This window comes from Natronomonas sp. (genome assembly GCF_046483325.1).
In the GTDB taxonomy this organism is placed as follows: domain Archaea; phylum Halobacteriota; class Halobacteria; order Halobacteriales; family Haloarculaceae; genus Natronomonas.
The window spans coordinates 1-8,684 of the sequence record NZ_JAWODL010000005.1; the positions used below are offsets into that span (position 1 = coordinate 1).

Genomic DNA, 8,684 nt, shown 5'->3' on the forward strand with positions numbered 1-8,684 from the left:
GAAAAGAATCGGGGTTTTGTGCCGCCAGCAGTGCGGGTAGCTGTGCTCGTAGGGGGCATGGTGGATCAGCGCGCCCTCGGCCTCCAGCCGCTGGACGATTGCCCGGTTTGCCGTAAAAGCGAACTGCCCGCCGGCCACCGATCCTGGGAAGAGGGTCGCCGCGTGTCGGTCGGTGATCTGTCAGTCTGATGGTCTTCTACTCCTACTCGCCGCTTCGCTCGTGAGGCGTCGGGTCGACAAAATCTCCCGACTCGAACCTGATGGGCGACGGTTCTTCGACGACGCGCAGGTCGTCTCGCCCTCTGGCTTCCGCCACCAGTGCGGTCGAGGCGTACAGCCGATCCAGCCGCATCGTATCGGTCGCTCGGAGGACGCGAACGGTCTCCGGATCGACGATCCCGATCGTCGAGAGCGCCGCGGTGAGCCCGGCCCGGTCGGTCTCGACGGTCGGGGGCAGTCGAACGCCCCGCGTGGTGCTCGCCGTCAGGGCGTTGATCAGCGTCGTCGACATCTCGACCTCCGCTAAGAGGTCTCCGTGGACGAAGTCAGCCGATCCCATCCCCATCGCGTTGCCGTGCGTCGTCTCCGTGAGCCCGCGCGTGTAGATCCGCTTGATCTCCGGGCTGTCCGGTTCGGGCTCGTGGATCGCGAACGGACGCCGGCCGATGACGTTCGTGTCCATCCCCTGACCGCTCGCGTCCTTGCCCTGTCGGTCCAACACCAACACGTCGAGCTCCTCGAACGGCACCGTTGGCATGATCCGGTAGGCGGTTTCGAGAAGCTTCCGTTCGCGATCGAGAAAGCCCTCCGGTGGAATTCCCTCGATGCATGCCGTGTCGTCGCGTTGGTCTTCGAGGATTGCGACGCCGCCGGCCACCGACAGCTCCTCGAGCAGTTGAGCGGCGATCTCGGGGAGCATATGGCGAAGCGACCAATCGACCGCCCAGTCGTGTGCGATCTTCGCGCCGCGCTGTTTGCCGACGCCGATGACGAGCATTTTCGAGAGGCCGCTCTCGACGCGTCCGTCGAAGTCGGTGTGCGGCTTGATTCGGTTGATCGGGACGATCGCGTCCGCCGCCACGGCGTTGGCGTCCGCGACGACCGGGACGTCCCGTTCGGCCGTTCGACCGACCTCGACCACCTCCATGCTCGATCGGATTTCACAGCCGATCGTCGATTCCGTGACGCCCAGATCGGCCAACATCCCACGCTGCCCCTCCGCCGTCGCGCCGCCGTGGCTCCCCATCACCGGGAACGCGAAGGGATCGTACCCCAACTGGCTCGCCCGGTCGACGACACCAGCGACGATCGTCGGGAGGTTCGCGATGCCGCGGCTGCCGACCCCGAACGCGACCTCGCCGCCGTCGGGTACGCCGTCGAGCGCCAGCGATTCGAACGCGTCCCCGGCCTCGGTTGCGATCTCCGCATTCGGGATCGGATCGGTCTCCCACACCTGCTCTATGACCCCCATCTCCGGAAACGGCGTCCCGCCGCACGTCTCCCGGATCGCCGCCTCCGAGACCGCCAGCGATCGCCGTGTCTCGTTCGCGTCCATACCGGCGGGTGGGACGCCTCGCATAAATATACGCGTCCGCACCCGGTCGAGAAAGTGTAGGTATGTGGTCTTATAAATGGGCCGAGTACGGTCCGACTGAAATATCCCGAACAACTGTGTTCATGTTAAAGGAGGCTTTTCAGGGGTCAATGGGTGAAGATGGCATCCGCTATCTGTGTGATGTACGATGAAATCACGTTATATATGATTTTATCTCGGTTCGCGGTGGGCGCGCCGAGCGTTTCGTTCTCGCGCTCCGAGCGCATCTGGAATTTGATATATCGATATAAACTTTATAACTTATCCGACCGAACTATGACTGTCGGGGACGATCCACCGCTGTGGACGTTGAAATACTCCTCTTCGACGGATACGACGAACTCGACGCGATCGGGCCGTACGAGGTGTTCCGAATCGCCGCACACCGAGACGACGGGATCGACGCCTCGCTCGTGACGCGCGAGCCGACCGACCTGGTCGAGGCGCGAAGCGGGCTCCGCGTCGAACCGGACGGCGTCGTCTCGGCGTCGCCCGAGATGCTGTTGGTTCCCGGCGGCGGCTGGAACGATCACGACGGGCCGGGCGTCCGCCGCGAGCACGATCGCGGCGACATCCCCGAACTGGTGGCCGACCGATTCGAGTCGGGGACGACGCTCGCGTCGGTCTGTACCGGCTCGCTGTTACTCGCCGCCGCGGGCGTCCTCGAGGGCCGACCCGCCGCGACGCACCACACCGCACACGAGGACTTCCGCGAGATGGGTATCGACCTCCGCGAGGAGCGGTTCGTCGACGACGGTCGGGTGCTCACGGCCAGCGGGATCACCTCGGGGTTCGACCTCGCGCTTCACATCGTCGAACGCGAGTGCGGCGGGGCGGTCGCCGAGGCGGTCGCGAAAGAGTTGGAGTACGAACGAGCGATTTAGGGGGCTGCCCGTCCGACGGACACCCGTGCGGATCGAAAACACCTACATCGGGGTCGACGGCGTCGGGGAAACCACCGAGCGGAGTCTGTGGGAATGCGGCGCGCTCACTTGGTCGGAGTTCGACCGGACGCTGTGCGGGAGTCGGACGGCGGATCGGATCGAGGCGTTCATTGAACGGGCGCGCCCACGGTTGAACGACGGCGACTCGGCGTTTTTCGAGTCGGTCCTCCCCTCGAACGAGCGGTGGCGACTGTACGAGAACTTCCGCGAGGAGGCGTGCTTTTTCGACATCGAGACGACCGGGCTGAACCACACGAACGACGTCGTGACCTGCGTCAGCGCACACCGCGGCGGCGAGACGGAGACGCTCGTTCGCGGCGACGACCTGACCCGCGAGAACCTCGCCGAACTGCTCGATGCACCCTTGCTCGTCACGTTCAACGGCGCGCGCTTCGACGTTCCGTTCCTCGAAACGTCCTTCGACGTGGAGCTCGACCGCCCGCATCTCGATCTGATGTACCCCTGTAAACGCGCCGGGTTGACCGGCGGGCTGAAGGCGATCGAACCCGAGGTCGGCGTCGAGCGGGATCGGCCAGACATCTCCGGGAGAGATGCCGTCCGCCTCTGGCACGAACACGAACGCGGCGTCGACGGTTCGCTCGAAACGCTCGTCTCGTACAATCGCGAGGACACGGTGAACCTGCTGACGGTCGCCGACGAGACGGTCGACCGACTGGGTCGGGAACTCCTTCCGTAGGGCACAACCGCTTTGTCCGTCGACGTTTCAGGGAGAGTATGGACTGGCGGCTCATCCCCGAGGAACGACTCCGCGGCCCGCTGTCGATGGCTTTCGACGAGGTCGCCGCCGAGACGGTCGCCTCCGGCGGCCCGGCGACGGTTCGGCTCTACCGGTGGACGCCGAGCACGGTCTCGTTGGGCTACGGCAACGACGCCTCGATCGTCGATTGGGACCACTGCGCGGACGCGGACATCGACGTGACGCGCCGACAGACCGGTGGGGGGGCGATCTACCACGACTCGTTCGGCGACGTCGCCTACTCGATCATCGCGCCGAAGTCGGCGTTCCCCGGCGACGTCACGGAGAGTTACTGTGAGCTCTTGTCCCCCGTGTTGGCCGCCTTCGACGCCGTTGGGGCCGGTATCGGGTTTGCGACCGAGGGCTCCGAAGCGCTGTGGACCCCCGTCTGCTACCTCCGAGCACTCGACCCGGCCCACGACCTCGTTGCTCCCGACGGTCGAAAGATCGCCGGCAACGCCCAGTACCGCACCCGCGATGCGATCGTCCAGCACGGATCGTTGACGTTCGGCTCCGACCCGGAGCGCCGTCTCGCCCCGTTCGTCGATCCGCCGCTGTCTGCCGCCGAGTTCGCGAATCGAGTGTGCGGTCTGACCGACATCCCGGGCGTGGACGCCGACCGGCCGGCCTTCGTCGAGCGGCTCGAAACTGAACTCTCCGCGTGGGGCGACGCCGAACCGGGCGCGTGGACCGACGACGAGCGAGATCGCGCTGCCGCCCTCTGTGAGCGCAAATACGACAACGACCGGTGGGTGCGCGATCGCGCCGATTCGACGGTGTGACCCGGGTCGAGTCGACCCTCGCCCACACGATCCGAAGCCCCTATTGGCTCGCTCCCCCCATCCGGTAGCATGCTACGGATCGGGGCTCACACCTCCATCGCCGGAGGCGTCCACAATGCGGTCGAAGAGCAACTCGAGTACGACGGCAACTGCGGGCAGATCTTCAGTCACTCCCCACAGGTGTGGCGCGAGCCGAGCATCGGCGAGGCGGACGCCGAACGGTTCCGCGAGCGCTCGATCGAGAACGACGTCGGCCCGTGGGTCATCCACACCTCCTATCTGGTCAACCTCTGTACGCCGAAGGACGACCTCCGGGAGAAATCCGTCGCCTCGATGCAGGTCGAACTCGACGCGGCCGACCTGTTGGACATCCCCTACGTCAACGTCCACTTGGGCGCGCACACGGGCGCGGGCGTCGAGGGCGGCCTCGACAACGCCGCCTCGGCGCTCGAGGAGCTCGAAGTCCCCGACGACGTGACGATCCTCATCGAATCCGACGCCGGCAGCGGGACGAAACTCGGCGGCACGTTCGAGGAGCTCGCCGGCGTCCTCGATCGCTGTGCGCTGGATCTCGGTATCTGTCTCGACACCGCGCACCTGTTCGGTGCGGGCTACGACATCTCGACGCCCGAGGGCGTCGACGAGACGTTCGCCGAGTTCGACGATATCGTCGGCCTCGACGCGCTCGAGTACGTCCACCTCAACGACTCGAAACACGAGTGCGGGACGAACAAGGACGAACACGCCCACGTCGGTGAGGGGCTGATCGGCGAGGCCGGGATGCGCGCATTCGTCACCCACGACGCCGTCTCGGACGTTCCGTTCGTCCTGGAGACGCCGACGGAGAACGGGAAGTCGTTCGCGTGGAACGTCGAGCGGGTCCGAGAACTTCACGGCGAGTAGCCCGCCGACCGCGGACGCGGCGCTTTTATTCGCGACCCTCCAACGACGCTCAATGCGGCACTTCGACGCCGAGTACCTGCGGGAGACGCGCCGAGGCATGTGGGCCGACAGCCGCGACGCCCTCGCCGATCTCGATCTCGAATCCTGTGATCGGGTCCTTGACGTCGGCTGCGGCGAGGGTGCCCTGACGCGGGTGCTCCGCGAAGAGTGTCCGGGCGAGGTGATCGGCTGCGATCGCGACGCGGCGTTGCTCGCCGAACTCGACGGCCCGACGATACGCGGCGATGCGTACGACCTCCCGTTCGTCGACGGGAGCGTCGACCTCGTCGTTTGCCAGGCGCTGTTGATCAACCTCTCCGACCCAGAGCGGGCGGTCCGGGAGTTCGCGCGCGTCGCGTCCGGTCGTGTCGCCTGCATCGAACCCGACAACGGGGCCGTGAGCGTCGAATCGACCGTCGAGGCCGAGCGGGATCTCGCCCGGCGTGCCCGTCGCAGATACCTCGACGGCGTCGAAACCGACGTCGAACTTGGTGCCGACGCCGCCACAGTCCTCGGGGAGACCGGGCTCTCGAACGTGCGGACGCGGCGATACGAACAGACGCTCGTCGTTGAACCGCCGTACAGCGACGCTGACCTCGAAGCGGCCGGCCGGAAGGCGAGCGGAGCGGGCCTACGCGCGCGTCGGGAGACGATGGTCGGCACCGAGGAGGCGCTCGATTCGCTCCGCGCGGAGTGGCGCACGATGGGGCGGGACGCGATCGGACAGCTCCAACGTGGCGAGTATCGCCGGACCGAGACGGTTCCGTTCTACGTCGCCGTCGGGGACGTCTGATCTGTCGCTGGCCGGATCGGCGTTCACAGCCCGAACGCGTCGAGATCGATCCCCGCGACGAGTTCTGCGGCCCGATCGTACGGCGATCCCCGGTCGCCCCCCGCCTCGGGTCGAGACCGTCCCGCCGCCGCGTAAACCGATTCGACGAACGCCTCGCGGGCGATCCGGTTCTCGAAGAGGCCGTGCAAGTAGGTCCCGAGCACGTCGCCGTCGGCCGCCCCCCCATCGTCGAACGGGCGGTCGAGATCGGCGAGACGTTCGCTGTCGCCCATGTGGATCTCGTAGCCGGTGACGGTACCCGACGCGCCCCGCAAGGGACCACAGCCGTCGAGATGCCGCTCGACGGCCTCGACGGTCTTTTCGGGGCTGAAGAGGGTCTCGATCGGCAGTACGCCAGCCCCTTCTATCGTCTCGACGTCGCCCGTCCCCTCGACTTCCGCGCCCAGCAACCGTTCGCCGAGCAGTTGATACCCGCCGCAGAGGCCGACGATCGGCCCCTCGAACGTTCGGAGCTCCTCGTAGAGTCCGGCTTCGCGCGCGGCGATGGCGTCGTCGACGGTGTTCTTCGTTCCGGTGAGCACCACGGCGTCGGCGTCGAGCGGCGCATCGAGCGGGACGAACCGAACGCGGACGCCCGGCGTGCGCGCCAGCGGTTCGACGTCGGTGACGTTCGACGCTCTGGGAAACCGCGGGACGGCGATCGTCACCGTTCGGTCGGGCTCGGTTCCGTCGTCGTCGCCGATCGTCCCGGCCGCTCCGACGGCGGGCAGCGAGACGCTGTCCTCTTCGGGCAACCCGGGATCGTCGTACGGGAGGACGCCGAGGACGGGAACGCCGGTCAGCTCTTCGATCCGGTCGAGTCCCGGTTCGAGGATCGAGCGGTCCCCGCGGAACTTGGTGATCGCGACGCCGACCACCCGATCCCGGATGCCGTCCGGGAGTAACTCCAACGTTCCGAGGATGGAGGCGAAGACACCGCCGCGTTCGATATCGGCGACCAACAGCACGTCGGCGTCGGCGAACCGAGCCGTTTCGACGTTGGCCAGATCGCGATCGTGGAGGTTGATCTCGGCGATCGAGCCAGCCCCCTCGGCGACGATCACGTCGTGCGTCGCCGCCAGTCGACCGTGCGCCGCCTCAGCGGCTTCCCTTGCTCGCTCCCAGTGTCTCTCGTAGTACTCCCCAGCGGCGAAGTGCTCGATCGCTTGACCGTCGATGACGAGCTGTGATTCGCCGTCCCCCCGCGGTTTCAACAGGACCGGGTTGTGATCCGTCGTCGCCGGAACGCGGGCCGCGTTCGCCTGGACGTACTGTGAGATGCCGATCTCCCCGAATCCACCTCCGCTCGCGAGCCCGACTGCGCGAGCGTTGTTCGACATATTTTGGGCTTTGAACGGCGCGACGTCCACGTTTCGATCGGAGAGGTATCGACACAGTCCGGTCGCGACCGTCGACTTCCCGACGTGGCTCGCGGTACCAGCGACGAGGATCGTTCGGGCCTCCATCACGTCGAGGTGGGGTTCGACCCCCAATACCTGTTGTGCCTTCTCCCCCACCTCGGGGAACGTTTATCAGACCGCTGTCCGAACCGCCGCCCAATGGATGACGGCGGACCGGTCGATATCGGAGCGTGGCTCGCCGAGCAGGAATCGTTCGAGCCGCCGAAGTCGTTCGTGAAGGATGCGAACGTGTCTGATCCGGGTATCTACGAGGCGTTCGAGGAGAACTGGCCGGCGTGTTGGGAGCGCGCCGCCGACCTCCTCACCTGGGATCGACCGTGGGATCGGGCGTTGGACGATTCGGATGCCCCGAAGTATCGGTGGTTCACCGGCGGCCGGCTCAACGCCGCGTACAACTGCGTCGACAGACACGTCGAGGCGGGGCGGAAGAACCACGCGGCGCTTCGATGGGTCGGCAAACGCGGCGAGACGGAAACGTACACGTACGGGGATTTACAACGCGAGACGGAGGCGTTCGCGGCTGCACTCCTGGAGTTGGGCGTCGAGGAGGACGACGTCGTCACGCTGTATCTGCCGATGATCCCGGAGCTGCCGGTCGCGATGTTGGCGTGTGCGCGGATCGGCGCGCCGCACTCGGTCGTCTTCGCCGGCTTCTCGGCCAGCGCGCTCGAAACGCGGATGGAGCGCTCGGGCGCGGAGTATCTCGTGACCTGCGACGGCTACTACCGCCGCGGCGACGCACTCAACCACAAGGGGAAGGCCGACCGGGCAGTCAGACGGATCGACCGGGACATCGAGACCGTCGTCGTCGATCGGCTCGGCGGCGGGCTCCCTCACTCGCTCGGCGAGCGCCAACACGATTACGACGAACTCGTCGAACGGAACCGATCGAACGCCGTCGAGCCGGTCGTTCGAGCCGCCGAGGACGACCTCTTCGTGATGTACACGTCGGGGACGACCGGGGAACCGAAAGCGGTCCGGCACACGACCGGCGGATATCTCTCCCATGCCGCGTGGACGTCGCATGCGGTGTTGGACATCAAACCCGAGGACACCTACTGGTGTTCGGCGGACATCGGGTGGATCACGGGGCACTCCTATATCGTGTACGGCCCGCTCGCGCTCGGTACCACGACCATCATCTACGAGGAGACGCCGGATTATCCCGAGAAGACCCGTATCTGGGAGCTGATCGAGCGGTACGACGTGAACGTCTTTTATACGGCGCCGACGGCGATCCGGGCGTTCATGAAGTGGGGTTCGGAGTACCCCGAGCAGCACGATCTGTCGTCGCTACGATTGTTGGGGACGGTCGGCGAGCCGATCAACCCGAAGGCGTGGAAGTGGTACTACACCCACATCGGCGACGAGGAGTGCCCGATCGTCGACACCTGGTGGCAAACCGAGACCGG

At 66.4% G+C, this 8,684-nt stretch carries 8 protein-coding genes; 6 read left to right on the forward strand and 2 right to left on the reverse strand.

Annotation, left to right across the window (positions count from 1 at the left end):
• Positions 1-202 precede the first annotated feature (202 nt).
• Entirely contained in the window at positions 203-1,555 is a 1,353-nt protein-coding gene (locus R6U53_RS00915) for a DUF362 domain-containing protein (protein ID WP_410320499.1), read from the reverse strand.
• A 341-nt stretch (positions 1,556-1,896) separates the two neighbouring features.
• Between R6U53_RS00915 and R6U53_RS00920 the strand changes: the two genes are divergently transcribed.
• The 5 genes from R6U53_RS00920 (at position 1,897) to R6U53_RS00940 (ending at position 5,812) form a co-directional block, all read left to right on the forward strand.
• Positions 1,897-2,478, forward strand: coding sequence for a DJ-1/PfpI family protein (locus R6U53_RS00920; protein ID WP_410320500.1), 582 nt, complete (start codon positions 1,897-1,899; stop codon positions 2,476-2,478).
• Between the two features lie 25 nt (positions 2,479-2,503).
• Positions 2,504-3,235 (forward strand): ribonuclease H-like domain-containing protein, encoded by a 732-nt coding sequence (locus tag R6U53_RS00925; RefSeq protein ID WP_410320501.1) that lies wholly within the window; start codon positions 2,504-2,506, stop codon positions 3,233-3,235.
• Between the two features lie 38 nt (positions 3,236-3,273).
• A complete protein-coding gene (locus R6U53_RS00930; protein ID WP_410320502.1) occupies positions 3,274-4,077 on the forward strand; it encodes a biotin/lipoate A/B protein ligase family protein in 804 nt (267 codons plus the stop codon).
• Positions 4,078-4,146: 69 nt separating this feature from the next.
• Entirely contained in the window at positions 4,147-4,980 is an 834-nt protein-coding gene (locus R6U53_RS00935) for a deoxyribonuclease IV (RefSeq protein ID WP_410320503.1), read from the forward strand.
• Between the two features lie 52 nt (positions 4,981-5,032).
• A complete protein-coding gene (locus R6U53_RS00940; protein ID WP_410320504.1) occupies positions 5,033-5,812 on the forward strand; it encodes a class I SAM-dependent methyltransferase in 780 nt (259 codons plus the stop codon).
• Between the two features lie 23 nt (positions 5,813-5,835).
• On the opposite strand, the gene R6U53_RS00945 is transcribed toward R6U53_RS00940, so the two are convergent.
• A complete protein-coding gene (locus R6U53_RS00945; RefSeq protein ID WP_410320506.1) occupies positions 5,836-7,317 on the reverse strand; it encodes a cobyric acid synthase in 1,482 nt (493 codons plus the stop codon).
• A gap of 93 nt (positions 7,318-7,410) precedes the next feature.
• On the opposite strand from R6U53_RS00945, the gene R6U53_RS00950 reads away from it, so the two are divergent.
• Positions 7,411-8,684: AMP-binding protein (locus tag R6U53_RS00950; RefSeq protein ID WP_410320505.1), on the forward strand; the 1,274-nt coding region annotated here is incomplete at its 3' end.